This is a genomic window from Rhodovulum viride, assembly GCF_003265965.1.
Taxonomy (GTDB): domain Bacteria; phylum Pseudomonadota; class Alphaproteobacteria; order Rhodobacterales; family Rhodobacteraceae; genus Rhodovulum; species Rhodovulum kholense.
Window position 1 is genome coordinate 48,783 of sequence record NZ_MUAV01000002.1, and the last position, 24,990, is coordinate 73,772.

Below are 24,990 nucleotides of genomic sequence, written 5' to 3' on the forward strand. Positions count from 1 at the left end.
CCTAATGCACCGTGCAGACCATGCAGGGATCGAAGCTGCGCACGATATGCTGAACCGATAGCGGCGTGTCCTCGCCCGGCGCGACCGGCGCGCCTTCCAGCGCGGCCTCCAGCGGACCGGGTGTGCCCGAGGCATCGCGCGGGCTGAAATTCCAGGTGGTGGGCGCCACGATCTGATAGGCGGCGATGCGGCCGTTCTCGACCCTCAGCCAATGGCCCAGCGCACCGCGCGCGGCCTCGACGAGGCCTGCGCCCGCACCGTCGCGGATCTCGGGCGCCGGGTCCATGAAGGCGGCGCCGGTATCAAGATCGCGGACCAGATCCTCCATCAGGATCTGGGTCCGCGCGAGGTCCAGAAGCCGCCCCGCGACCCGGGCCAGAACGCCGCCCCCCGCCAGATCGCGCGCCAGCGGATGGCCCGCCACGACCTGCCGCGCCAGCGCGCCCGTCTCGTAGCCGAGCCCGCCCAGCCGCGGCGCCTTGCACCAGCTGTAGGCGGTCTCGCGCATCTCGTCGTCCGGCAGGGTCTGGCCCGCGGCCGGATGCGCGGCGCCGCCCAGCATCCAGGCATGCGAGACATCCTCGACCATCCCGCCAAGATCGAGAGGCGACAGCCCGCCCGCGCGCCAGATCCCGGGAGCGAACCCATGCCCCTCGGCCAGCGGATAGGCCCCGAAAGACAGATACCGCCCCGATCCCCGGCCCAGAGCCTCGAGATCGAGATCGGCGGCGATCTCCAGAAACAGCCCCGCATCGCCCTGCGCCCAGCGCAGCAGCGCGGCGCGGGTCTCAAGGGCTGCGAAGGCTTCGAGCGGGGCACCGAACAGCGTTCCTTCCAGATAGCGACGGAAGGCGGTGAGCGTCGCCATGATCCGCACCTTGTCGCGCGGGCCGGGCGCGCGGGTGACGCCGCCGGGCTGGATCGCCAGCGTATGGGGCCATTTGCCAGCCAGGGTGCCGAGGATATGCAAAAGCGCCGCCCGCGCCTCGATGGCCGCGCGCTGGGCCGTGCCCGCGCCTGACGTGAAGCGCTCGACCGCGCGGGGATGCCAGGGACGGTCGGCATAGGCGGGCCGCGCGAAATCGGGCATGAAGAACAGGTTGAAATGGAAGAGATGGTCCGAGACGTTCTCGACCGCATGGATCAGTGCGGCCATCGCGGCGCCCTGCGGCGCAGGCGTGTGGGCGCCCACCGCAGCCAGCGCCCGGGCCGCCGCCGCCGACTGGCTGATCGAGCAGATGCCGCAGATCCTGGGCGTCAGCGTCAGCGCGTCCGAGGCCGGGCGACCCAGCAGCATCCGTTCGAACCCGCGATAAAGCGGCGCGTTCACCCGCGCGGCACGCACCCGGCCGTCCTCGACATCGAGATGCACCTCGAGATCGCCCTCGACCCGGTTGAAGGGGCCGACGATCAGCCGTGCGCCGGTCATGTGCGGGGCTTCCTCGGTCCGGGCAGCACCTCGACCCGGTCGGAGACGGCGTTCCTCGACAGCCGCTCGGGCGTCGCGGCCTTCGACAGCGAGGCCAGCGCCATGAACCAGGCCTTGGGCATGTCGGCGGGCAGGCCCACGGGAATGCCCGCGACTTTGGGCGTCGCGGTGAAGGCGTGGCGCGGTTCCTCGAATTCGGGCGCGGTGCAGGAGATGCAGGGATAGCCCGCCCGGGTACAGCTGCCCTGCCCGTTCCAGGGCCGGATGTTGCAATCGCCCACCGCCTGGGTGCCGACGCAGCCCAGATGTTCCATCATGCAGCCCATCTCGCACAGCGTGGTGGCGCTGGCCTTGTATTCGTAGAACTCGTTGCGCGGACAGCCGTGATGCACCAGATGCTCGGCATAAAAGCGGGGCCGGGCAAAATCGTCGAGATCGGCAGGGCCGAGCGCGCCCGCCGCCAGCAGCATCAGCGTCTCGCCGACCCAGTCGGGATGGGTCGGACATCCCGCGACGTTGATCACCGGCAAGCCGCCCCGGCCGCGGAAATCGGCCGCGAGGATGCCGCCCGGATGCGCGCCCTCGAATTGCAGCCCGGCCGCGTCCGAGGGGTTGCCGCCCGCGCTGGTCACGCCGCCGAAGGCCGCGCAGGACCCCACCGCCACCACATGCTCGGCACGATGCGCCAGCCGGTCGACCCAGTCGAGCATCGACCGTCCGGTGCCCGACAGCATCTGGTAGCGCCCGGTGCCGTTCGGCCCGCGCGCGACCGCCCCCTCGACGCAAAGGATGTCGAGCGGGATCTCGCCCTCGGCCGCCCGGTCCAGAAGCGCGCGCGCCTCGGCCCCGGTTTCGACGGAAAGCGAGGGATGCCAGAGAAACCGGAGCCCCGCGCCCGCCATCAGATCGGGCAGCGAGGGGCTTTCGGCGCAAAGCAGCGACATGGTGCAGCCGCCGCAGCCCGCCGCCTGCAACCAGAGCACATTCATGCCGCGCCCTCGGCCAGCGGCAGGTCGATGCGGAAACAGGCGCCCTTGTCGGTCGGGCAAAGCCGCAACTGGCCGCCATGTTCCTCGGCGATCTTGGCGCTGATCGCGAGGCCGAGCCCGGTGCCCTGCCCGACCGCCTTGGTGGTGAAGAAGGGATCGAAGATCAGCGTCCGGACGGCGTCGGGCACACCCGGGCCGTCATCGGCCACGCTCAGCACCGCGCGCCCGCCTTCGGCCGCGACCGACAGATCGACATGACCGCCCTCCTCGACCGCATCAAGCGCGTTCTGCACGAGGTTCATCACCACCTGCTGGACATGGCCGGGACGGCCCAGCGCCATCACCGGCGCGCTGACGGGAAAGCCGATCCCGACCGCGCGTTTCGACCCGCGCATGACCCAGCTGGCGGCGATGCGGGCGGTTTCGGCCAGATCGAAGGCCTCCATTTCTCCCGCCCCGTCCGACGACAGCCGCCGCAGGTCCTCGACGATGTCGCGCACCCGCTCGGCCCCGTCGCGCGCGCCCGCCACCGCCTCGCGCAGATTGCGGATCTCGCGGTCGAGCCGCAGGTCCTCGCGCAGCCGCACCAGGTCGGCCCGGTCTGCCCCGGCCTGCACCCGGTCGAAGTAGGTCTCGAACTTGGTGGCATAGCGGTCAAGCGCATGGGCGTTGGCATAGACGAAGCTGATCGGGTTGTTCAGCTCATGCGCCACCCCCGCCAGCAACCGGCCCAGCGAGGCCAGCTTTTCGTTCCGCACCAGAAGGGTCTGCGCGGCCTTCAGCTCGTCATGACTGGCGGCAAGCTGGGCATAGGCCTGACGCAGCTCGCCCAAGGGTCGGCCGGTCAGCACATGCCCGGTGACCCGGGCGCGCTCGTCCAGCCGGGGCGACAGCGACAGTTCCAGCGGCGTGGTGTCCCCGGCCGCGATCAGCCCGGCCTCAAGCGTGACCGGACGGCGGTCGAGTGCCGCCCGCTTCATCGCCGCGACCAGCGCCGGGCGGTCGGCTTCGGCGAAAAGCTCGGCCACCGGCCGGCCGGCAAAGCCCGCCGTCGACGCCCCGGTGCGCGCGGCCAGCGAGGCCGACACCTCCTCGACGCGGCCCGAGCGCGACACCACGATCAGCACGTCCGAGACCGAGGCGAGGATCGAGCCGAGGAAGGAACGCATGGTTTCCAGTTCGGCGTTCTTGGCCTCGAGTCGCTCCTGATAGTCGATGAGATCGGCATAGGTGCGGTCGACGGCGGACAGCACCTCGGCCCAGACCGCGTCCGAAAACTCGCCCTCGCCGGAGACGAGGCCCCTGGTGATGTCCCGCGCCATCGGTCCTCCTTCAGGCGGAGGATACAGGCCGCGTCGGCCGCCGCAAATCAATTCGCGTGGTGGCGGCGGCGCACGCCCGCCGGGCGTCCCGGCAGGTCGAGCCTCGCATCGGCTCGCGGCGTCTCGGACACCACCCTGCCTTTCGAGATCACCGCCAGCCGGGCGGGCCGCAGCCGGATCGCCTCGATCGCGTCGCCCGCATCGAGGATCACCAGCGAGGCCCGGGCGCCCTCGTAAAGCCCGTAGCCCTCCAGATGCAGGATCTTCGCGCTTTCGGTGGTGGCCATCTCGAAGCAGAGCCGCATCTCGGCGGGCGAGGTCATCTGCGCCACATGCAGCCCCATGAAGGCCACGTCCAGCATGTCGGCGGTGCCCAGCGGATACCACGGGTCGCGGACGCAGTCCTGGCCCCAGCCGACGGTGATGCCATGGGCCTGCATCTCCTTGACCCGGGTCAGGCCGCGCCGTTTCGGGAAACTGTCGTGGCGGCCCTGGATCACGATGTTGATCAGCGGGTTCGGCACCGCCGACAGGCCCGCCTCGGCCATCAGCGGCAAGAGCTTGGACACATAGTAGTTGTCCATCGAATGCATCGAGGTCAGGTGGCTGCCATTGACCCGGCCCTGAAGGCCCAGCCGCTGCGCCTCGTAAGCCAGCGTTTCCACATGGCGGCTGAGCGGATCGTCAGTCTCGTCGCAATGCATGTCGACGAGCAACCCGCGCTCTGCCGCGATCTCGCACAGTTCTCGCACCGAGGCCCGGCCATCCTCCATCGTGCGCTCGAAATGCGGGATGCCGCCGACCACATCGACGCCCATGTCGAGCGCGCGGAGCGTGTTGGCCTTCGCGGTCGGGTCGCGCAGGAATCCGTCTTGCGGGAAAGCCACCAGTTGCAGGTCGAGATAGGGTTTGACCGTCTCGCGCACCTGCAACATCGCCTCGACCCCCTTCAGGCTGTCATCGCAGGTGTCCACATGGCTGCGGATCGCCAGAAGGCCCATGCTGACCGCCCAGTCGCAATAGGCCAGCGCGCGCTCGACCATCTGATCGACGGTCGCGATCTCTTTCAGCTCGCCCCACAGAGCGATGCCCTCCAGCAGCGTGCCCGAAGCGTTGATCCGCGGCGTGCCGTAGGACAACGTCGCGTCCATGTGGAAATGCGGATCGACGAAGGGCGGAGACACGAGATCGCCCGCCGCGTCGATCACCCGCCCGGCGGTCGAGCCCGACAGATCGCCGATCGCGGCGATACGGTCCTTCACGATCCCGATATCCGCCACCTGTCCGTCTGGAAGATTGCCATCGGTGATCAGAAGGTCGAACTCGGCCATTTAGCGGTCTCCGCGATTGAAGGGTGTCATCAGGGCGGCAGGCACCTCGGCCCGGCGCGACATCAGGACCAGCGCCAGGATCGACAGCGCATAGGGCACCATCAGGAAGACCTGATAGGGTATGTCGGCGCCAAGAGGCGTCTGCTGAAGCCTGATCTGTAGCGCGTCGAAGGCCGCGAACAAGAGCGCACCGATCAAGGCCTTGCCCGGACGCCACGCACCGAAGACGACCAGCGCGATGCAGATCCAGCCGCGCCCGTTCACCATCTCGAAGAAGAAGGACGAAAAGGCCGACATGGTCAGGAAGGCGCCGCCCATGGCCATCAGGCCCGACCCGGCCATCACCGCGCCGATGCGGATCGCGGTGACCGACAGGCCCTGCGCCTCGACCGCCGAGGGGTTCTCGCCCGCGGCCCTCAGCGCCAGCCCCAGCGGGGTGCGATAGAGGATCAGCGCGACGGCGATCACAATCGCGAAGGCCAGATAGGTCAGCGCCGTCTGGGAAAAGAGCGCCTCGCCGAAGAAAGGCAGATCCGAGAGCCCGGGGATGTGGACGGGCTGGAACGGCTCGATCCGGGGCGGGCTGGTGACCTCGGGCAGCGACAGGCGGTAGGCATAATAGGCGCTGGAGGTCGCGAGCATAGTGATGCCGAGGCCCACGACGTGCTGAGACAGCCCGAAGGGCACGGTCAGAAGCCCGTGCAGCGCGCCGAAGGCCATGCCGGTCAGAAGCGCGACCAGCAGCCCCGGCCAGAGCCCGAGCCCCGCATAGACGGCCATCCAGCCCGCGAAGGCGCCCGCGACCATGATCCCCTCGATCCCGAGGTTCAGAACGCCCGCGCGTTCGCAGATGAGTTCCCCCATGGTGGCGAAGATCAGCGGCGAGGCGATGCGCAGCACGGCAGCCCAGAAGCTGGCCGACAGAAGGATGTCGAGGATCTCCATCAGCCCCTCACCACGCGGAATTTCGTCAGCAGGATCGCCAGCACCATCGACAGCAGCGCCACCGCGACCGAGATATCGGCGATATAGGTGGGCACGTCGGCCGCGCGGCTCATGCTGTTGGCGCCGACGAATACGCCCGCCACGAAGATCGCCGAGACGACGACGCCCAGCGGGTGCAGAAGCGCCAGCATGGCGACGACGATGCCGGTGTAGCCAAAGCCCGGGCTCAGATCCAGGGTCAGGTTGCCCTTGAGCCCCGCGACCTCGGAGAAGCCCGCCAGCGCCGCAAGCCCGCCCGACAGAAGCGCGGTCTTGACGATCACCCGGTTGACCGGGATGCCCGCAAAGCGCGCGGCCTGCGGGTTCAGCCCCACGGCGCGGATCTCATAGCCGAGCGTGGTGCGGATCTGGATCAGCCAGACCGACACCGCCGCGATCAGCGCCAGCCCGAACCCCCAGTGCAGCCTCAGCCCCTCGATCAGGCGCGGCAGCCGCGCGTCGCGCGGGATGGGCGGCGATTTCGGCCAGCCCATGCCCATCGGGTCCTTCAGCGGGCCTTCCAGCAGCATCGAGATGACCAGCAGCATGATGAAGTTCAGCAAAAGCGTGGTGACGACCTCGTCGACGCCAAGCCTGAGTTTCAGGACCGCAGGCCCCAGCAGCACCAGCGCGCCCGCAAGGATCGCCGCCAGCGCCATCGCGGGGATCGCAACCGGCCCCGGCAGGCCAAGTTGCGTGCCGACCAGCACCGTCATCAGCGCACCCGCGTAAAGCTGCGCCTCGGCGCCGATGTTCCACAGCTTCGCCCGGAAGGCGACGGCCACGGCAAGCCCTGTGAAGATCAGCGGCGTCGCGCGGTTCAGCGTCTCGAGCAGCGCGAATTTCGACCCGGCCGCGCCTTTCAGGATCAGCCCCAGCGTCGCGAAGGGATCGGCCCCCGCCAGCCGTGCCAGGACCGAGGCCACGATCACGGTGAAGGCCAGCGCCAGAAGCGGCAGGCCAAGGCGGCGCGCCAGCGAGGCGTTCCGGACCGGTTCAAGCCGCATGGTCAAACCCCTGTCCGGCCATCCAGACGCCCAGCTCGGCCGGGGTCTTCGTCCCCCTCGGGAAGCCGGGCGACAGCCGCCCCTCGGACATCACATGGATCACGTCCGACAGCGCCAGGATCTCGTCCAGATCCTCGGAAATCAGCAGAACGGCCGCGCCGCCGTCGCGCGCCGCGATCAGACGGTCCTGCACATAGGTCAGCGCGCCGATATCGAGGCCCCGCACCGGCTGGTTCGCCAGGATGATCCGCGGCGCGGTTTCCAGCGCCCGGCCCAGGATCAGTTTCTGCATGTTGCCCCCGGACAGAAGGCGGATGCGGGCCTCGGAGCCCGGACAGCGGACGTCATAGTCTTTGATGATCTTCTCGGCATGGGCGCGGGCGGCGCGCCAGTTCATCCAGCCCCGGCGGCTATAGGGCGGACGGGCATAGTCTTCCAGCACCGCGTTCTCGGTCAGGGTGAAATCGGCGATGGACCCGGTCGCGTGCCGGTCCTCGGGGATGCGGCCGACACCCGCCTGCAAGGCGGCACGGGGCGACCAGCGCTCGACACGCGCGCTCGCAACTTCGAACCGCCCGGCAGAGGGTGCGACGAGTCCCGAGACCAGATCGGCCAGCGCCCCCTGCCCGTTGCCCGACACCCCGGCAAGCCCGGTGATCTGCCCGGCCCGGAGCGCAAGGCTGACCGATTTCAGCCCGGGGCGGGTGCCCTCGGGGGGCGTCGAGACGGCGTCCAGTTCCATCAGCGCAGCCCCCGGACGGGCCAGCGACGGCGCGGGCAGGCGCACCTCGGCGCCCACCATCATCTCGGCCAGCCGGTGGCGGTCGGTCTCGGCGGTGGCGACCTCGCCCGCGACGCGGCCATGGCGCAAGACGATGACCCGGTCCGAAACCGCCATCACCTCGTGCAGCTTGTGCGAAATGAAGATGATCGACAGGCCCTGGGCCACGGCCTTCTTCAGGGTGGCGAAGAGCGCGTCGGTTTCCTGCGGGGTCAGCACGGCGGTCGGTTCATCCAGGATCAGCACTCGCGCGTCGCGATAGAGCGCCTTCAGGATCTCGACCCGCTGGCATTCGCCCACGGACAAGGTCCGGACCTTCGCCTCGGGGTGGACCGCAAGGCCGAAATCGCGCGACAGCGCCGCGATCCGCGCCCGCGCCTCGGCCCGGCCGAGCCCGCCGCGCCAGAGCGGGCGGGTCCCGATCAGGATATTCTCGGTCACGGTCAGATTGCCCGCCAGCGTGAAATGCTGGTGCACCATGCCGACGCCCGCGGCCAGCGCCGCGCCGGGCTGGCCGGGCGGCAGGGCCTGCCCCATGACCTCGACCGTGCCCGCATCGGCCGTGTAATGGCCGAAGAGGATGTTCATCAGCGTGGTCTTGCCCGCGCCATTTTCGCCCAGCAGGGCCAGGACCTCGCCCTTGTGCAGGGCGAAGCCGATAGCGTCATTGGCGGTGAGCGTCCCGAAGCGCTTGGTAATCCCCTCAAGCTTCAGGACGACCGGTCGCAGATCGGGCATCAGGACGACTTGGGCTCGGTATCGTTGATCTCGACGGTAAAGCTGCCGGCCTTGATCGCGGCCTCGCGCTCGGCGACCAGATCGAGCGCCGATTGCGGCACCTTGCCCGCGAAGGTCCCGAGCGGCGCCAGCGAACAGCCGCCTTCCTTCATGAAGGAATAGGCCCCGTAATCGGCCGCCTCGAAGGTGCCCGCAGCGATGCGGTCAAGCGCGGCCTGCAGGGTCGGCCCGAAATGCCAGAGCGCCGAGGCGACCACGGTGTCGGGATAGTCGGCCTGGGTGTCGATGACGTTGCCGATGGCCAGCACGCCCTTTTCCTGCGCGGCGTCCGACACGCCGAAGCGTTCGGCATAAAGCAGATCGGCGCCGTTCTCGATCATCGCGAAGGCGGTTTCCTTGGCTTTCGGCGGGTCGAACCACGACCCGATGAAACTGACCTGGAAGGTGGCATCGGGTTTCACCTCGCGCACGCCCGCCATGAAGGCATGCATCAGCCGGTTCACCTCGGGGATCGGGAAACCGCCGACCATGCCGATATTGCCGCTCTGGCTCATCGCGCCCGCGACGATGCCCGACAGGTACGAGGCATCCTGGATGTAGTTGTCGAACACCGCGAGGTTCGGATAGGCGTCGTCCGGCGGGAAGGAGGACCCCAGCAGGAACGCCGTCTCGGGATAGTCCAGCACGACCTCGCGGGCCTCCTGTTCGACCCCGAAGATCTCTCCCATGATCAGCTGAACTCCGGCTTCGGCATATTCGCGCATCACCCGCGGATAGTCGGTATTGGCGGTGTTCTCGCTGAAGGTATATTCGATCAGCCCGGCTGCCTTTGCGGCCTCGGCGGCCTTGTGCAGACGGCTCACCCATTGCTGTTCCACCGGGACCGTGTAGATGCCCGCAACGCTGATCGGCTCTGCCGCCAGTCCGCGCCGCGGCCAGAGCCCCAGCCCCGCCGCCGCAACCGCCCCGGCGCTGCCAAGCAGCAATCCACGCCGCCCGATCGCGATCCCGTCCCGCGTTTTCGCCATTCGATCTTCCCCTGTACTTGAATCCCCGTCACTGGCCGCATTCGGCGCCATCGGAGGGGTTTTTGAATGGGTCGAGAGTGGCACGGTCGTCCGGCGAAGGGAAGTCCGCTCGTTTCCCGGGCAGCCTTGGGTCACCTGCCCGCCGGATGGGCAGCGCCCCGGGCGGTCAGATCGACCCGGCCTCGACCATGTAATTGCTGGCGCTGCACATGGCGGCATCGTCCGAACTCAGGAACAGGACCATCCGCGCCACATAGACCGGGTCGATCAGGTCGGGCAGGCATTGCCGCCTGCGATGCTGTTCCAGCTTCTCGGGCGTGACCCAGAGGGCCTTCTGCCGCTCGGTCATGATCCAGCCGGGGACCACGGTATTGACCCGGATCCGGTGCGGGCCGAGATCGCGCGCGAGGGTCCGGGTGAGCCCGTGCACCGCCGCCTTGGCGGTCGCGTAGGCGGGAAAGCCGCCCACCGCCTCCATCCAGGAATTCGAGGCGAGGTTGACGATGGCCCCGCCGCCCGCCGCGATCATGTCGGGGGCCACGGCCTGGATCGCGAAGAACATGTGGCGCAGGTTGGTGGCCATGCGCTCGTCCCAGTAGTCGGGCGTGACCTCGGCCCAGTCGTGACGGTCGTCGCGGGCGGCATTGTTGACCAGCACCTCGGCCGGTCCGATCCGGGCCTTCAGCGCGGCGAAAGCGTCCCTGAGCGCAGCGATGTCGCGCAGATCGCAGGTTTCGTGATGGACCTCGCCCCCCAGCCGGTCGCAAAGCGCCCCGGCCGCCGCGCCGTCCAGATCGACAAATCCCACCCGCGCGCCCTGCGCGGCGAAGGCCGCGACGATCTCGGCGCCGATGCCCGAGGCCCCGCCGGTCACAAAGACCCGGCGCCCCCTGAGACTGGGGTAGATGGCGAAATCGCGGGTCATGTCTGTCCTCCCTGCCCTGCGCTCCGAGTGCCATTCTGAAAGCCGCGAGGCCCGCGTCAAGCCGCCGAAACCCGACGCCATCCCTGCCCGATTCGGCGCCGCCAAGGGGGCCTGGACCGATTTGACCAGGCCCGGCCGCGAAAAGCCGGGCGCTTTCTGGGCGTATGGCGCCGTTTGCGGCAGATCCCGGGCAGCAGAGCGGCGATCCGATGCGCCTGTTGCAGGGGCTGCATGGCGGCAATTCCGCGTCGTCGATTGTGCGCGCGCAGAAATTCCATAGATGTCGGGCTCGCACGAACAGAGGATATTCCCATGACCAGCCTGACCCAGGCCGCGCCGAATTCGGCCCTTTCCTTCCGCCTTTCGGCCCTCGCCGAGACCCTTCTCCAGATCGGCCGCCGCAGCAGCATCCGCCGCCAGACCGTTCGCGAGCTTTCGGCCCTGTCCGACCGCGACCTGAAAGATCTGGGCATCTTCCGCTGCGACATCCGCGCGATTGCCGCCGAGGCCGCCCGCAACGCCTGAGGCCCGCCTTCAGGGCGGCGCGGGCCATCCCCGCTTCCCCCGTCAGGCGATGCGGATGCACAAGCCGCTTGACCCGATGAGGGACGTGACATACCTGTGTCGGGCCTTTCGCGGGTATGGTGAAATGGTATCACACGAGCCTTCCAAGCTCTTGGCGCGGGTTCGATTCCCGCTACCCGCTCCAGGCTATACCAATCCTTGATGCGACATGCCCGTGCCGAAGACGGTTCACCGCTTTCGGCGCCCTGGCGCGTACCGGACCGGACCCGATCCGGCCCTCGCGCCCGGCCCCTTTCGCCCCAGCGCCGCCCGGCATGACCGCCACCTCCGGATGCGCTCACCCGGGCACCTCGGTGCTTGCGTCCTCGTTCCATCGCCTTTAGCCCTTTCTGTCAGGGAGAAAGATCGACCGGCCCGGGACCGGGAAGGCAGGGTTGCGACCATGGACAGTCACGAGAGGGGAGGCTCGTGCAACGCGCCCGTATCCAGGGCACATCCCAGGATCACATGGCGGAGAGCAATGGGCCGAAGCCCCTGCGCGCATGACCTGACCGATGTGGCACGCGATTCTCCGGCGCGGCAGGGGCACCGCGCCCCGCCGATCTCCCGTCTCGACCTAGACGCAGGTGCAAAGGGCTTCGAAAAGCGGATCGGATGTCAGAAAATCGGGAAGAAACCGCAAGCCTCCTGAGCACGGCCAGCGTCCTGATCGTCGATGACGAACCCGGGATGCGGCACTTCATGGTCAAGACGCTCCGACCGCTTTGCCGCGCCGTGGACGAGGCGCCCGACACCGAGGCGGCAGAACGGCTGCTGGCCGCCCGCCAATATGACGTGATGGTCCTCGACAACCTGATGCCCGGCCGAAAGGGACTCGACTGGCTGCAAACCCAGCGCGATCGGGGCGGGTTCACCGACACCATCATGATCACCGCCTATGCCGACCTGCAGACCGCCATCGAGGCCCTGCGCGCCGGCGTTTCCGATTTTCTGCTGAAACCGTTCCGGTCGAACCAGATCCTGAACGCGGTCGGCCGCTGTCTGGAACTGGCCAGGCTGAGACGCGAAAACTTCCTTTTGCGCCGCGAGCTTGAAACCGGGGCCTCCGGGACCCGCCGCCGCGAGCTGATCGGCCAGTCGCCCGCCATTGCCGAGGTGCGCCAGATCCTCGAGCGCGTCGCGCCGCTTTCGACTCCGGTGCTGATCATGGGCGCGTCCGGGTCGGGCAAGGAGGTCGCGGCGCGGCATATCCATTGCCATTCCGGCCGCAGCGGCGCCCCCTTCGTGGCGATCCAGTGCGGCGCGATCCCCGCCGACATGATCGAATACGAGTTGTTCGGCCATGCCGCGGGCGCGTTTCCCGGCGCGCGGTCCGGGCGCGAGGGCCTGCTGGCCTCGGCCTCGGGCGGGACGGTCTTTCTGGACGACGTCAGCGAACTGGGCGCCAATGCCCAGACAGCGCTGCTTCGGGTTCTCGAAGACGGCGTCATCCGCCCCATCGGCACCGAGCGCGACATACAGCTTCAGCTGCGCTTCGTGATCGCCTCGACCAGACCGCTGCAAAAGGCGGTGCAGGAAGGGCGGTTCCGCGAGGATCTGTTGTTCCGCATCAACGTGATCGAAGTCCGGATGCCCGCCCTGAAAGAGCGGAGTTCGGACATTCTGGAGCTGGCCGAGCTTTTTCAGACCGAACTGTCGGCCGCGCTGAACCTGCCTCGGCTTGACATGACCTCGTCCGTGCGGTCGGCCATGCTGCGCCACGACTGGCCAGGCAACATCCGGGAATTGCAGAATTTCATCGAGCGCGCGCTGATCTTCGGGCGCTTTCCGGTCGAAACCCTGGGGCCGCCGCAGACCGGCACCGAGATCGCGCCCCTGGAGGACATCGAGCGGCGCGAGATCCTGCGGGCTCTGCAGGCGCTGGACGGCAACCGGTCCGAGGCGGCGCGCCGCCTGGGGGTCTCGCGCAAGACCATCGACCGGAAATGCGCGGCCTGGGGCCTTTAGCCGATGCCACGTCTCCCCGGCATCCTCGGTTCGGTCCGGGTCCGTCTGCTGGTAATCGCACTCTTGCCGATGCTGGTGCTTCTGCCGGTCATGCTGGGCAGCGCGATGTGGCGCTGGTCGACGAAGATCGACAACCTGCTTGTGACCAAGGTCACCGGCGATCTGACCATCGCCGACCAATACCTTGCCCGGCTGATAGAGATGTCGGGAGAGCGGGTGGATGCGGTCGCCCGGTCGGTCGATCTGCACGAGGCAATCGGGGCCGGGCGGCAGGCGGCCTATCTGGAAGGCGAACGACAAAGGCTCGGACTCGACTTTCTGCGCATCGCCGGGCCGCTGCCCTCCGAACGCGCCTGGCCGGTGATTGCCGCGGCGCTTGACGGCCGGCGGCAAAGCGCAATCGACATCCTCGGCGCCGGTCAGCTTGAGGCCCTCGCGCCCGGGCTGGCGCATCGGGCCGAGATCGCGCTGGTCAACACCCGCGCGGCGGTTCCGACCGACCGGACCGACGAGACGCGCGGGATGATCATCCACTCGGCCGCACCGCTGGTGCTGCCCGATGGCAGGCGGGTCGCGCTTGTGGGGGGGCGGCTGCTGAACCGCAACCTCGATTTCATCGACACGATCAATGCGCTGGTCTATCGCGACCAGAGCCTGCCCGATGGCAGCCAGGGCACCGCGACGCTGTTTCTCGACGATGTGCGCGTCTCGACCAATGTGCGCCTGTTCGAGACTGTCCGCGCCCTTGGCACGCGGGTCTCGGCCGAGGTCCGGGCACAGGTGCTGGACGAGGGGCAGATCTGGCTCGACCGCGCCTTTGTCGTCAACGAGTGGTATATCTCGGCCTATGAGCCGATCCTCGACAGCTTCGGCCGCCGGGTGGGGATGCTCTATGTCGGCTTTCTCGAAACCCCGTTCCGCGAGGCCAAGCGCACCTCGATTCTGGCACTCAGCGCGGCCTTCGTGCTGATCGCGCTGGTGTCGGTCCCGGTCTTTCTGCGCTGGGCGGGCCACATCTTTCGGCCCCTCGAAGGCATGACCCGCACCATCGCCCAGGTCGAGGCCGGAGACCTGACAGCGCGCAACCGTCCGCCCGAGGCGGGTGGCGAAATCGCCCAGCTCGCGCGCCATTTCGACAGCCTTCTCGACCGCCTGCAGGCGCGCGACCGCGAATTGCGCAGCTGGGCCGAAAGCCTCGAGACCCGGGTCGAGGAGCGCACGCGCGACCTGCGCGCCGCCAATCTGCGGCTGGAACGCACGACGGAACGGCTGATCATGTCCGAAAAGCTGGCGGCGGTGGGCGAAATCACCGCCTCGGTCGCGCATGAGATCAACAACCCGGTCGCGGTCATCCAGGGCAATCTGGACCTTGCGCGCGCAACGCTGGGCGCCGAGGCCGACAAGGTCGCGGAAGAATTCGCGCTGATCGACGATCAGGTCTACCGGATCGGTGTCATCGTCTCGAAGCTGCTGCAATTCGCCCGTCCCGAGGATTATTCCGGTTCGGCCGATCTGATCGCCCCCGCCGAGGTGGTGAGGGACTGTCTGGTGCTGACCCGCCATCAGGTCCAGGCCGCCGGGATCGCATGCGAGGTCAGGGCCGAGGGCACGGAGACCGTCGCCATGCCGCGCACCGAATTGCAACAGGTGATCGTGAACCTCATCCTGAACGCGGTCCATGCCATGCCCGAGGGCGGCAGCCTGCGGGTGGTCGCGAAGGACTGCAAGGACGGGGTCGAGGTGACGGTCGAAGACAGCGGGACCGGTATCGCCCCCGAGGTCCTGCCCCGGATCTTCGATCCGTTCTTCACGACGAAACAGGCGCAGGGGACCGGGCTTGGCCTGTCGATCAGCCAGCAGATCGTGAGCCGGGCCGGAGGCCGCATCACCGCCGAGTCGATCCCCGGGCACGGAAGCCGGTTCCGGGTTTTCCTGCCCGGCGCGAAAAAAACGTGATGCGGACAGGGTGACGCAGTTTCGCGGTGCGGGCGGAGCGTTTCGGGACAAAATGTCCAGCTTCCGGAGGCGGGTCTGCCGAAGCGGCGACAAAAATTCCCGCACCATGTTGTTATAAATAGGAAATTCAGTTGACAGCGCAAGCCCTTGCCTGCCTTTTTCTGATTGCGTGCGACAGCATGCCGCCCGGACGGCCTGGAGGAGACCGCCCGCGGCGCCAATCAAGGGAGGAACATCATGAGCAACGCCTCAGGCGGCGCGCTGGGCTTCTTGCACAAGAGCCATATCGTGGCCGAACCCGGCTTCAACCGCTGGCGCGTCCCGCCGGCATCCATCGCGATCCATCTTTGCATCGGCTCGGTCTATGCCTGGTCGGTCTTCAACCCGCCGCTGACCCGCGAACTGGGCGTGGTGGCTTCGGGGGCCGACGACTGGACGTTGGGCTCGGTGGTCTGGATCTTCTCGGTCGCCATCGTCTTTCTCGGCCTCGCGGCGGCCTTCGCAGGCAAATGGCTCGAAGAGGTCGGCCCGCGCATGGTCGGCGTCGTCGCCGCGATCCTCTGGGGCGGCGGGTTCATCATCGGCTCGTTCGGGATCTCGGCACACCAGCTCTGGCTGGTCTATCTCGGCTATGGCGTGCTTGGCGGCTGCGGGCTGGGGCTGGGCTATGTCTCGCCGGTCTCGACCCTGATCCGGTGGTTCCCCGACCGGCGCGGCATGGCGACCGGCATGGCGATCATGGGCTTTGGCGGCGGCGCGATGATCGCGGCCCCGGTCAAGGGCTGGCTGCTCGACCTGTTCAAGCGCGCGCCCGACTATCTGGGCCCGCAGGATGCGGTGGCGACGGTCGTCGAGGGCGGCCGGATCTTCGCCGAAACCGCCGTCGGCAAGGTCGAGGTGGTCGCGGCCTCGGCCAAGCAGGCGGCCGAGTTCGGCGGCGAGGCGGGCCTTTATGTGGTCGGCACCGGCGCGACGGGGGCCGCGCAGACCTTCCTGACGCTGGGCGTCGTCTATCTGGTGGTGATGATCCTTGCCGCCTTTCAGTACCGCGTTCCGGCCGAGGGATGGAAACCCGCCGGCTGGTCACCGAAGCCGGTGGCCTCGGGCATGGTGTCCCAGAACAACGTGCATATCGACCAGGCCCTGAAGACCCCGCAATTCTGGCAGATGTGGGTGATGCTCTGCTTCAACGTGACGGCGGGCATCGGCGTGATCGGCGTGGCCAAGACGATGATGTCGGAAATCTTCGGCTCGGTGATGCCGCTGGTCGTCACCGCCGCCTTCGCCTCGACCTATGTGCTGATGATCTCGGTCTTCAACATGCTGGGGCGGTTCTTCTGGGCCTCGGCCTCGGACCATATCGGGCGCAAGGCGACCTACATGTGCTTCTTCGTGCTGGGCACGCTGCTCTATCTGTCGATCCCCTATTTCGCGTCGGCCGTGGCGACCAACCCGGCGATGATCTATCTGATCGGCTTCTACGCCGCGACGATGATCATCTTCTCGATGTATGGCGGCGGCTTCGCCACCATCCCTGCCTATCTGGCCGACATGTTCGGCACGATGCATGTGGGCGGCATCCACGGACGGCTCTTGACCGCCTGGTCCACCGCGGGCGTGCTGGGGCCGCTGGCCATCACCTCGCTGAGGCAGATGTCGGTGACCAACGCCATCCAGGATCTGGCAGGCCGGGTCGACCCGGCGGCCTTTGCCCAGAAGTTCGGCGCGCCGCTGTCGCAGCTTGATCAGTTGGTGGCGGCCAAGACCGTGACCATCGCGGGCCTGATGGAAATCGCACCCCCGGGCACCATCGATCCGACGCCCTCGCTTTACAACACGACGATGTATTGCATGGCGACGCTTCTGGTCGTGGCCTTCTTCGCCAATCTCTTCATGCGGCCGGTGCGCGAGCATCACCATCACGACGAACCGGAATTGCAGGCAATCCCGGTCGAGTAAGAGGCACGCCCCGGTCCGCCTGCGGGCAGGCCGGGGCGGACGCCGCTTCCAAAGCCTGCGACCGGCCCTGGAATCGGGTCTTTTCCCGGACGGAATTATCCGATAATAATCGTCAGGAAACGGCTGGTCACACGACCGGCCGCAAACACCCAAGTCAGGCCCAAGCCGTCCGCCCGGTCCCCTGCGCTCATTGCCCACCAGAGGTGCAGATGAACGTTCACAGACCGGCGGCGGACGTCCGCGACACAGACGCCTTCTTTGCCCGCACCTCGACCGACCCGCTGGCCGATGCGTTTTCCGGCCGGATGGGCGCGCATGCCCATGGCGGCGGAATGGCCGTCGCCCCCGGGGAGGTCACCGGGCTTTGGAAAAGGCTGGCCGCGTCGCCGCGTACCGGGCCTTCGGTCGCCTATGTGCATGTGCCCTTCTGCGAAAACCGCTGCCTTTTCTGCGGGTTCTACCAGAACCCCTGGCGGCGCGAGATGGGTGCGCCCTATGTGGATGCGGTGCTGGCGCAGCTTGCCGCCGACGCCCGGACCGCAGCGCAGCAGGGCCACCCGTTGAGGGCGGTCTATCTGGGCGGCGGCACCCCGACGGCGCTGGCCGCGCGCGACATTGCCCGGCTGGTCGAGGGGCTGCACCGCCATCTGCCGCTGGCCCCCGATTGCGAGATCACGCTGGAAGGCCGGATCGTCAGCTTCGGGCTTGAGAAGGCGCGCGCGGCCTTCGACGCAGGCGTGAACCGCATCTCGCTTGGCGTGCAGAGCTTCGATGACGGCGTGCGCCGCCGCATGGGCCGCAAATCGACCCGGGCCGAGACCGTGCGTTTTCTCGAGGGGCTGATGCGGCTGGACCGGGGGGCCGTGGTGATCGACCTGATCTACGGGCTGCCGGGCCAGGACCGCGCCACCTTCCAGGAGGATGTGCGTCTGGCCGCGGCGCTGGGGCTCGACGGGCTCGACCTCTATTCGCTGAAGTCGATCCCGGGCACCCCGCTGATGATGGCGCAGGACAAGGGCAAGCTTGCCGTCGCCGCGCCCGGCGAGCTTGGTCATTTCTATGCCGATGGCGCCGCCGAGATGGACCGCGCGGGCTGGGAGGCCATTTCGACGACCCATTGGCGGCGCGGGACGCGCGAACGAAGTCTCTATAATCTGGAGGTCAAGGCGGGGGCGGAATGCCTGGCCTTCGGCGCGGGCGCGGGCGGCAATCTGCAAGGACACGGCTTTCGCATCACGCCCGATCTCGACACCTACCGGGACCGGGCGGCGGCAGGCAGCGCCAGGTTGGTCGCGGGGCTGACACGGCCAGCACCGCTCGGTCCCGTCCATGCCGCGATCAAAGCCGGTATGGAACGTGGGCGGCTCGTCTTCGCGTCGGTGGACCGGGCCCTGGCCGGGTGCGGGATCAACGGCGGGTTCGAACCGCACGCCGCGCCGCTGCTGGCGCAATGGCAGCGCGCCGGGTTGCTGACGGGGCACCCCCTGTCGGTACAGCTGACGCTGGCGGGACGGTTCTGGCAGGTTGCCATGACGTCGCGCCTGATTGCCTGGACCGATGCCCGGTTTGGCGGCGCCGAAACCGATGTCGGCAGACGGGCGACGGGCTGACAGGCTCAAGACCGGACGCTCCGTCCCGCGCCGGACGTATGGGCCGGAGAGGACGACCCAGCCCGCCCGTGCGGCATCGCGGACACATCGTCGAGATTCGTCACCCCGGGCTGCCGGCCACAAGCGGAGCCCAGGGCCCGTTCGTGGCGCCAAAGCGAAGGGTCAGGCCCCGACGACCCCGGGCTCAGAAATCCGTCCAGCCCCATTTGCCACCTTCGCAGCGGGCGCCTCGGCGGCCGGGAACGATCTGCCCGGTTTCGCCGGTCTGCGCGGGGCCTTCTCGGCGATGAGCGCGACCGATGCCCCCGAGTCGACTCGGAACCTCGAAATCTGGCGGCGCAGGCTTTCCACCTCCTGACGCAGTGTCACGCTGGCGGCCGTCGCCTCCTCGACCATGGCCGCGTTCTGCTGCGTCACCTGGTCCAGTTGTGAGACGCCGGCGTTGATCTCGCCGATCCCGGCGGACTGTTCGCGTGCCCCGGTCGCAATCTCGCTGATGAGTTTCGAGACATTCGCGACACGTTCGACGATATCGTGCAGGGCCTCGCCGGTCCGGTTCACCAGATCGACGCCGGCCTCGACATGCTCCGAACTTTTCTCGATGAGCTGCTTGATTTCCTTGGCCGCGCCAGAGGAATTCTGCGCCAGCGCCCGCACCTCGGAGGCCACGACGGCGAAGCCCCGTCCCGCCTCGCCCGCCCGCGCAGCCTCGACGCCCGCATTCAGCGCCAGCAGGTTGGTCTGGAAGGCGATGTCGTCGATTGCCCCGGTGATCTTCGAAATCCCCTCGGAGGACGCCTTGATTTCCGACATCGCCTCGACCGCCTTGTTCACGATCAGACCGCTTCGTTCGGCATCGTCGCGGGTCTGCCGCACCACCCGTTCGACCTCGACCGCGCCCTCGGCGGCATTGCGGACGGAACTGGTGATTTCGTCCAGCGCGGCCGCGGTCTCTTCCAGGGTCGCGGCCTGGTTTTCGGTCCGATGGGACAGATCCTCAAGGGCCGAGGCCACTTCCTCGGCGCGGACCTGAATCTCGTTGGCGTTCTCGACGACGCCGGACAGCATCTTCCGCAGGGTCATGACGGTCTTGTTGAAGTCCGAGCGGATGGTTTCGAAATGCTCGGGAAACGGGGTGTCGAGCGTGTGGGTCAGATCGCCCTGCCCGAGTTCGGACAGGCCTGTGCCGACCGCGGCGGCCACCTTCTTCTGTGCCTCTGCATCGGCCTCGCGCCTGGCCCGCGCGTCGTTCTCGGCCCGTTCCAGTTCGGCCTTCTGCTTGAGGGCATCCCGGAAGACGACCATGCTTCGGGCCATCTGCCAGGTTTCCGCGCGGCCCCGCATGTAGGGAATGTCGCTGTCCAGATCCCCGCTCGACAGCGCCTTCATCCGGGCGTTCAGGCGGTCGATCGGCCGGATCACGCTCCACGCGATGGCCCCGCCGATCACGATCATCGCGCCAAGCCCTTCCAGCAGCGTCGTCATCAGGGTCTTGCGCATGTCGGCCGCCATCGCCTCGATATCGTCGATGTAACTGCCGGTCGCGATCATCCAGCCCCAAGGCGCAAACCCGGTTCCGTAGCTGATCTTCGGATAAAGCTTCTTGTCACCGTCGCCGGCCGCGCGCTCGGTCGAATAGTAGACGACACCGCCTTCTGGGTTTCTCGCATGCGCGATGAGCTCCTGATAGGTCCTCACCCCGTTGGGGTCGGTCAGGTTCCATTGGTTTGTGCCCATCCGGTCGTCGCGCGGGTGCGCCACGATGTTTCCCTGCATGTCGGAGGCAAACAGATAGTTGCTGCCATCGTAGCGGATGGTGCGGAGGATCTTCACGCCCTCGGCCTTCGCCTCTTCGGAACCGAGCGTGCCTGCGTCGACCTTGGCCTGCAGGGCAGCCAGCTGGCTCACCGCCGATTGCACGATATCGCGCAGATGCACCTTGCGGAGGCTATAAGTGCTTTTCTCCATGAGGCTTACCGCCTGCCAGGCCATGAAGGCCGTGCCCCCGACCGCAAGCGCCACCACAAGGTAGACCCGCCATGCAATGCCAAAACTGAAGAGCAGAAGCATGCTTTCTCCTGCTGATCGGAACGCCTGCCAACGACCTCTAGTACGCTCGGCCAATCAAGGATCGGTGGCCGACTTGAGGGTCTTCGGATCGGCTGCACCGCCGCACACGGATTGCAGGTCGTTCGGGACCGGACGGCCGCCGACGGTCTCGCCGCATCGCCGCGTTCCGTTCGTGGCGGTCTGGCCCAAGGGAGCCTCTGCCCCTCGTCGCCCCCGAAGGCCAGGCGGACCGGCGGGACCGCCGATCCTGAAGAACATGCTGGGAAGAAAACGCGGCACGGCATGACTCCTGTAGCCAAGCCAGGGCACAAACCATCGGAACCAAGACCTGGGCCACAGTGGTCCGGGCCGAAAACAGGGGAGGCCCCATGAAACTTGGGTCCCCGATCGCAGGCGCCGCACTGTCGCTGGCAGCCGGTGCCACCCCGGCGGGCTTGTCCGGCGATGGCGTGCTGGTCGACCGCTCCGGCATGACGCTTTACATCTTCGACAACGACCGACCCGGCGTCAGCAATTGCAACGGCGGCTGCGCGGCCAGCTGACCGCCCGTCACGGCCAAGGCGGCTTCTCCCTGATCGAACGCGCCGACGGCGCGGCCCAATGGGGCTATAAGGGCATGCCGCTTTACCACTGGAAAGGCGACAGCCGTCCCGTCGACATGAACGGCAACGGCATCGGCGGGGTCTGGTACGTTCTGAAGCAAGGGCCGGTCCTCCTCCCCACGGTCCTGATCCCCGCATGGTCCGGGTTCCGCCCCCGGAACCGGATCATACGCATCTGTCCCGTCGGCGCCACCATCCCTGCCACTGGCGGTGCCGACGCATTTTCCCGACTGTCGGTCGGCCCGACTGCCCCGCCGGGCAAACCGCCGCCGCGCGCCCTTTTAGGCTTGCCCTGCCCCGGCGGGTTGCGAATGCAGGAAGGGCCGCTTCGACACACTCCCCCAATAAAATCCCGCCCCCTATGACAGACGGGCCGCGCGCGGACCGCGGAATGCGCCACGACCCGCACCGGGGCGCCAAGCCGCTTGTCCGCTTCAGGCCCGATCCCCGGTAGATCCGACCGGCGGTCCGGGGTGCACTTTCAAATACAACGCTCGGCGGACCGCCGAGGAAATCGCCAATGACACGCTGATGACCGTCTGGCGCACGGCAGACCGGTTCGCGAGCTGCTCGAAACCCTCGACCTGGGTTTTCGGCATCGCTTGCCGGCTATCCTTGAAACAGCGGCAGAAGCTGGCCCGGCGGGGGCGACGTGGAACTGGACGAGCCCCTGATCGGCGACGAGGGCGACAGTGCCAAGGCGGTCCTTCGCGCACGGGATCTTTCCCGCGCGTTGCAGCGCCTGACACCCGAACTGCGGGCCGTTGTCGAACTGACCTATTTCAACGGCTATCTCTGTACGGATATCGCCGGGATCCTGGGGTGCCCCCTGGGCACCGCGAAGACGCGGAGGATGACGGCACGAAAGCGCCTGCGCGCGATGCTGTTCGAGGACGCGCAAACAATCCCGGAGAGCTCAGTTCATGACGCCCTGAAGACACCGAGCGACGACCGCCACAAAGCGGTGTGGGACAACACTCCGTGGTACGTGAACGGGTCCCTGCCCGGGCCGGAGGCCGAGGCGGTCAGGAATCACACTCGCATCTGCCCGGCCTGCGCCGCCGAGCTGGCGCGCCAGTTCGACCTTGCAAGCGAGGTCGCGGGGACCGCGCCTTCCGAAGTCCCTCTGTCCCGAAGCTGGGACGACCTGAGGGCGCGGATCGAGGCCGACAGCCGGGCGCGGCGGCCGCGCGAAGGCTGGGGAGGACGTCGGAGGGGAGTCCGGGAGGCGATGGCCTTGGCCGGAACGACCGCCGCCGCCTGCCTGGTGGCGGCAGTCGCGCTCGGGCCGTCCGATGACGGGTTCCCGACCCTGACCAGCGACGGCGGCGCGCCAACGACCCGGTTCCAGACCGTTCCGGACCTGAAAGCCGAAAGTCTTCGGGCCGTTCTGGCGCGGCAGGACCTGACGCTTGTGTAGGGGCCGTCCGAAGGCGGGGTCTGCACCGCCAGCGCCGAACGCGCGGCCGACCCGGCGGCCGCGGCGGCTGCGCCGATGCAGACGCCCGGCATCGTCTTCGCCGCGCCGGACCAACAACCCTGATCCGCGCGGGGCAGACCGGCGAACCGGCCCCCGCCCCGGTCTGGCGTCTTGTCCCCGCCAGCGGGATGGCGACCGACACCCACCTGATCCTCGCCGTTCCGGCCGCCGAACCGGAGGCCCTCGCGGCGGCGGATATCGAGACCCGCTTCGGCGTCACGCTGACCGCGGAATGGCCGCTGCAGTCGATCTCGGTCCATTGCTTCGTGGTCGAGGCGGACGGCCGGTCCGACATGGGCACGCTCATGACCCGGATGCGGGCCGATGCCGCCATTCGCACAGTCCAGCGGATGCAAACGTTCGATACGTTCGCGACCGCGTCCGGCGACCAGCTGTTTCCGATCCAGAACACCCTGGCCGACATCAACGCGACCGCGGCCCAGCGCGCCTCGACCGGGGCCGGCATTCGCGTGGGGGTGATCGATTCCGCCATCGACGGCGCCCATCCCGACCTGGCGCCACGCCTCGCGGAGGCCCGGAACCTCGTCGACACCCGGGACGGGACAGGAGAGGGTCACGGCATCGCCATCGCCGGGATCATCGCCGCCGATGCGGCCAATGCGGCCGGGATCGTCGGTGTCGCGCCGGATGCGGACCTGATCGGCCTGCGCGCCTGCTGGCAGCGCACCGGCCAGCCCGGCCGCTGCAACAGCTTCTCGCTGGCCCGCGCCCTGAACTTCGCGATCCTGAACGAAATGAACGTGCTGAACCTGAGCCTCGGCGGTGCGGCCGACCCGCTGCTGGACGAGCTGGTGCGCGCGGCAGTCGATGCCGGGATCGTCGTGGTCGCGGCCTGGGGCGAAGCGGCCTCGCCTGCCTTTCCCGCCTCGGTTCCCGGGGTCATCGCGGACGGTCCCGTCGCGGACAGCGCGATCCCCGCGCCGTCGGTCGACGTGATCAGCACGGCGCCGGACGATCAGTACCGCTACTATTCCGGCTCGTCGGTCGCCGCAGCGCATGTCTCGGGCGTGGTCGCGCTGTTGCTTGCGGACCGGCACGAGCTGAGCACCGGCGCCATCGCGGATGCGCTTCGGGCTGGCCTGCGCCCCCGCGGCGGGCGCGTCCTGATCGACGCTTGCGAGGCGCTCCGCGCCATCGACGCCTCTGTCCCGAGTTGCCTCCGCTAGGCGCGACGGTCCCGGCCCGGACGGCTGCGGAGGCGCGCGCCACGGGCATCCCGCCCGAAACCCCGGTGAGGGCTTTCCAGCACCGCGCCCCTGCCGGTTCGGCTTCGCAGGCTGCCGGAACCGCAAGTCGGCAACGGGTGCCGGACCGGCTCGGCCGACCGCGGCCCGCCAGCCACAGAGCCGCGCCGACAGGCGGGGAATGTCTGGAGTTTTCCTTGCCCCGGGTGATACCCTGTCACGTGTTTCAACCTTGAAGACCGGTCTCCGCAAATGTCCGATACCTCGCTCGACGTCCAAGCCTCGGCGGAACGTGTCGCAGACCGTCTGCGTGACCGGATCGTCAAGGGCGACCTGCCGCCCGGTTCGCGGCTGGTCGAGCGCAAGCTTTCGGCCGAACTCAATGTCTCGCGCACGCCGATCCGCGAGGCGCTGAAGCTGTTGCGGGTCGACGGTCTGGTCGACATCTCGCTGCATCGGGGGGCCCAGGTGGTCGATTATACCGCCAAGGAGGCCGAGGACCTGTTCGACCTGATCGCGGTGATCGAGAGCCTCGCCGCCGAGCGTCTGGCCCAGCGCATCACGGCCGAGGTCCTGGAGCGGCTGGAAAGCCTGCACACGCGGATGCTGGCCCAGTACGAGGCCCGCGATGCCTCGACCTACTTCGACACCAATACCGAGATCCACGACACCATCGTCGTCGAGGCCGGCAATGCGGTCTTGACCGACAGCCACCGCCGGGTGGCGATGCGCGCCCGGCGCGGGCGGTTCATGGCGATCTTCGATGCCGACCGCTGGCGCCAGTCTGTCGGCGAGCACGAGACGGTGATGGCCGCCTTCCGTGCCCGCGATCCGGCCGCGGCGGCGCGGATCTGGCGGCAGCATCTGCGCCATAGCGGCGAATCGGTCGCCGAGACGCTCCGCCGCCAGCGCGGCTGATCGCTGGACACAAATCGCACGATTTTTGGGCATGTAGCGGAGACTGGCGCCCCGGATCTGGGCGGCGCGGCCGAATGGCATGCCATTATCGCCAAATGGCATGCCATTTGTGTCCTTTGCCGCG

General features: G+C 68.2%; 20 protein-coding genes and 1 tRNA gene. 11 read left to right on the forward strand and 10 right to left on the reverse strand.

From position 1 onward, the window contains the following. Nucleotide 1 precedes the first annotated feature (1 nt). From BYZ73_RS01640 to BYZ73_RS01680, 9 genes are all read right to left on the reverse strand, one after another. Nucleotides 2-1,429, reverse strand: coding sequence for a nickel-dependent hydrogenase large subunit (locus BYZ73_RS01640; RefSeq protein ID WP_112314651.1), 1,428 nt, complete (start codon nucleotides 1,427-1,429; stop codon nucleotides 2-4). Next, complete coding sequence (locus tag BYZ73_RS01645) at nucleotides 1,426-2,418, reverse strand: NADH-quinone oxidoreductase subunit B family protein (RefSeq protein WP_112314652.1); 993 nt, start codon at nucleotides 2,416-2,418, stop codon at nucleotides 1,426-1,428. The genes BYZ73_RS01640 and BYZ73_RS01645 overlap by 4 nt, the downstream gene beginning before the upstream one ends. After that, nucleotides 2,415-3,740, reverse strand: a complete 1,326-nt coding sequence (locus BYZ73_RS01650; protein WP_112314653.1) for a sensor histidine kinase — start codon at nucleotides 3,738-3,740, stop codon at nucleotides 2,415-2,417. The genes BYZ73_RS01645 and BYZ73_RS01650 overlap by 4 nt, the downstream gene beginning before the upstream one ends. 47 nt (nucleotides 3,741-3,787) lie before the next feature. After that, nucleotides 3,788-5,071, reverse strand: a complete 1,284-nt coding sequence (locus BYZ73_RS01655) for an amidohydrolase family protein (protein WP_112314654.1) — start codon at nucleotides 5,069-5,071, stop codon at nucleotides 3,788-3,790. Further along, the gene (locus BYZ73_RS01660; protein ID WP_112314655.1) at nucleotides 5,072-6,016 is read right to left on the reverse strand and encodes an ABC transporter permease; all 945 of its coding nucleotides are present in this window, start codon (nucleotides 6,014-6,016) and stop codon (nucleotides 5,072-5,074) included. Then, complete coding sequence (locus BYZ73_RS01665) at nucleotides 6,016-7,062, reverse strand: ABC transporter permease (protein ID WP_112314656.1); 1,047 nt, start codon at nucleotides 7,060-7,062, stop codon at nucleotides 6,016-6,018. Before BYZ73_RS01665 ends, BYZ73_RS01660 begins: the two co-directional genes overlap by 1 nt. Further along, nucleotides 7,052-8,581 (reverse strand): ABC transporter ATP-binding protein, encoded by a 1,530-nt coding sequence (locus BYZ73_RS01670; protein ID WP_112314657.1) that lies wholly within the window; start codon nucleotides 8,579-8,581, stop codon nucleotides 7,052-7,054. The genes BYZ73_RS01665 and BYZ73_RS01670 overlap by 11 nt, the downstream gene beginning before the upstream one ends. Then, the gene (locus BYZ73_RS01675) at nucleotides 8,581-9,609 is read right to left on the reverse strand and encodes a BMP family protein (protein WP_112314658.1); all 1,029 of its coding nucleotides are present in this window, start codon (nucleotides 9,607-9,609) and stop codon (nucleotides 8,581-8,583) included. The genes BYZ73_RS01670 and BYZ73_RS01675 overlap by 1 nt, the downstream gene beginning before the upstream one ends. A 166-nt stretch (nucleotides 9,610-9,775) precedes the next feature. Further along, the gene (locus BYZ73_RS01680) at nucleotides 9,776-10,534 is read right to left on the reverse strand and encodes an SDR family NAD(P)-dependent oxidoreductase (protein ID WP_112314659.1); all 759 of its coding nucleotides are present in this window, start codon (nucleotides 10,532-10,534) and stop codon (nucleotides 9,776-9,778) included. A gap of 312 nt (nucleotides 10,535-10,846) precedes the next feature. On the opposite strand from BYZ73_RS01680, the gene BYZ73_RS01685 reads away from it, so the two are divergent. From BYZ73_RS01685 to hutW, 6 genes are all read left to right on the forward strand, one after another. Next, nucleotides 10,847-11,059, forward strand: coding sequence for a DUF1127 domain-containing protein (locus tag BYZ73_RS01685; RefSeq protein ID WP_108024044.1), 213 nt, complete (start codon nucleotides 10,847-10,849; stop codon nucleotides 11,057-11,059). A gap of 110 nt (nucleotides 11,060-11,169) precedes the next feature. Further along, nucleotides 11,170-11,243, forward strand: a tRNA-Gly gene (locus BYZ73_RS01690). Nucleotides 11,244-11,713: 470 nt separating this feature from the next. Continuing rightward, on the forward strand, nucleotides 11,714-13,066 hold the full coding sequence (locus tag BYZ73_RS01695) for a sigma-54-dependent transcriptional regulator (protein ID WP_112314660.1): 1,353 nt from the start codon (nucleotides 11,714-11,716) through the stop codon (nucleotides 13,064-13,066). Between the two features lie 3 nt (nucleotides 13,067-13,069). Then, on the forward strand, nucleotides 13,070-15,022 hold the full coding sequence (locus BYZ73_RS01700) for a sensor histidine kinase (protein ID WP_112314661.1): 1,953 nt from the start codon (nucleotides 13,070-13,072) through the stop codon (nucleotides 15,020-15,022). Between the two features lie 237 nt (nucleotides 15,023-15,259). Beyond that, entirely contained in the window at nucleotides 15,260-16,981 is a 1,722-nt protein-coding gene (locus BYZ73_RS01705; protein ID WP_112314662.1) for an OFA family MFS transporter, read from the forward strand. A 209-nt stretch (nucleotides 16,982-17,190) separates the two neighbouring features. Beyond that, on the forward strand, nucleotides 17,191-18,591 hold the full coding sequence (hutW, locus tag BYZ73_RS01710) for a heme anaerobic degradation radical SAM methyltransferase ChuW/HutW (protein WP_112314663.1): 1,401 nt from the start codon (nucleotides 17,191-17,193) through the stop codon (nucleotides 18,589-18,591). Between the two features lie 162 nt (nucleotides 18,592-18,753). Here hutW and BYZ73_RS01715 read toward each other — a convergent pair whose 3' ends face one another. Further along, complete coding sequence (locus BYZ73_RS01715) at nucleotides 18,754-20,661, reverse strand: methyl-accepting chemotaxis protein (RefSeq protein ID WP_112314664.1); 1,908 nt, start codon at nucleotides 20,659-20,661, stop codon at nucleotides 18,754-18,756. Between the two features lie 368 nt (nucleotides 20,662-21,029). Here BYZ73_RS01715 and BYZ73_RS23490 point away from each other — a divergent pair, with 368 nt between their 5' ends. The 5 genes from BYZ73_RS23490 to BYZ73_RS01740 all read left to right on the forward strand — a co-directional run bounded on the left by BYZ73_RS23490 (nucleotide 21,030) and on the right by BYZ73_RS01740 (nucleotide 24,866). Continuing rightward, nucleotides 21,030-21,203, forward strand: a complete 174-nt coding sequence (locus BYZ73_RS23490; protein WP_220086780.1) for a COG4315 family predicted lipoprotein — start codon at nucleotides 21,030-21,032, stop codon at nucleotides 21,201-21,203. Next, entirely contained in the window at nucleotides 21,176-21,628 is a 453-nt protein-coding gene (locus BYZ73_RS01720) for a COG4315 family predicted lipoprotein (protein ID WP_220086781.1), read from the forward strand. The genes BYZ73_RS23490 and BYZ73_RS01720 overlap by 28 nt, the downstream gene beginning before the upstream one ends. A gap of 287 nt (nucleotides 21,629-21,915) precedes the next feature. Further along, nucleotides 21,916-22,683, forward strand: a complete 768-nt coding sequence (locus BYZ73_RS01730) for a sigma factor-like helix-turn-helix DNA-binding protein (protein WP_112314665.1) — start codon at nucleotides 21,916-21,918, stop codon at nucleotides 22,681-22,683. A gap of 188 nt (nucleotides 22,684-22,871) precedes the next feature. After that, a complete protein-coding gene (locus tag BYZ73_RS01735) occupies nucleotides 22,872-23,930 on the forward strand; it encodes a S8 family serine peptidase (RefSeq protein WP_112314666.1) in 1,059 nt (352 codons plus the stop codon). Nucleotides 23,931-24,200: 270 nt separating this feature from the next. Continuing rightward, complete coding sequence (locus BYZ73_RS01740; RefSeq protein ID WP_112314667.1) at nucleotides 24,201-24,866, forward strand: GntR family transcriptional regulator; 666 nt, start codon at nucleotides 24,201-24,203, stop codon at nucleotides 24,864-24,866. Nucleotides 24,867-24,990 lie beyond the last annotated feature (124 nt).